Annotated in this window: 1 protein-coding gene; it reads left to right on the forward strand. The window is 52.7% G+C overall.

Going from position 1 to position 1,028, the window contains the following annotated elements:
* Window positions 1–1,028: elongation factor Tu (gene tuf / locus GM298_RS23225; RefSeq protein WP_048338791.1), on the forward strand; the 1,028-nt coding region annotated here is incomplete at both ends.

Below are 1,028 nucleotides of genomic sequence, written 5' to 3' on the forward strand. Positions count from 1 at the left end.
AAAACCTACGGTGGTTCTGCTCGTGCATTCGACCAGATCGATAACGCACCAGAAGAAAAAGCTCGTGGTATCACCATCAACACTTCTCACGTTGAGTACGACACCCCGACTCGCCACTACGCACACGTAGACTGCCCAGGCCACGCCGACTATGTTAAAAACATGATCACCGGTGCTGCGCAGATGGACGGCGCGATCCTGGTAGTTGCTGCGACTGACGGCCCAATGCCTCAGACTCGTGAGCACATCCTGCTGGGTCGTCAGGTAGGCGTTCCTTACATCATCGTGTTCCTGAACAAGTGCGACATGGTTGATGACGAAGAGCTGCTGGAACTGGTAGAGATGGAAGTTCGTGAACTGCTGTCTCAGTACGATTTCCCAGGCGATGATACCCCAATCGTTCGTGGTTCTGCTCTGAAAGCGCTGGAAGGCGAAGCAGAGTGGGAAGCGAAAATCATCGAACTGGCTGGCTTCCTGGATTCTTACATCCCAGAACCAGAGCGTGCGATTGACAAGCCATTCCTGCTGCCAATCGAAGACGTATTCTCCATCTCCGGTCGTGGTACCGTTGTTACCGGTCGTGTAGAGCGCGGTATCATCAAAGTTGGTGAAGAAGTTGAAATCGTTGGTATCAAAGAGACTGCGAAGTCTACCTGTACTGGCGTTGAAATGTTCCGCAAACTGCTGGACGAAGGCCGTGCTGGTGAGAACGTTGGTGTTCTGCTGCGTGGTATCAAACGTGAAGAAATCGAACGTGGTCAGGTTCTGGCGAAGCCAGGCTCAATCAAGCCACACACCAAGTTCGAATCTGAAGTGTACATCCTGTCCAAAGACGAAGGCGGCCGTCATACTCCGTTCTTCAAAGGCTACCGTCCACAGTTCTACTTCCGTACCACTGACGTGACCGGTACCATCGAACTGCCAGAAGGCGTTGAGATGGTAATGCCAGGCGACAACATCAAGATGGTTGTGACTCTGATCCACCCAATCGCGATGGACGACGGTCTGCGTTTCGCAATCCGTGAAGG

The organism is Enterobacter sp. HSTU-ASh6, assembly GCF_026319105.1.
GTDB classification, from domain to species: domain Bacteria; phylum Pseudomonadota; class Gammaproteobacteria; order Enterobacterales; family Enterobacteriaceae; genus Enterobacter; species Enterobacter sichuanensis.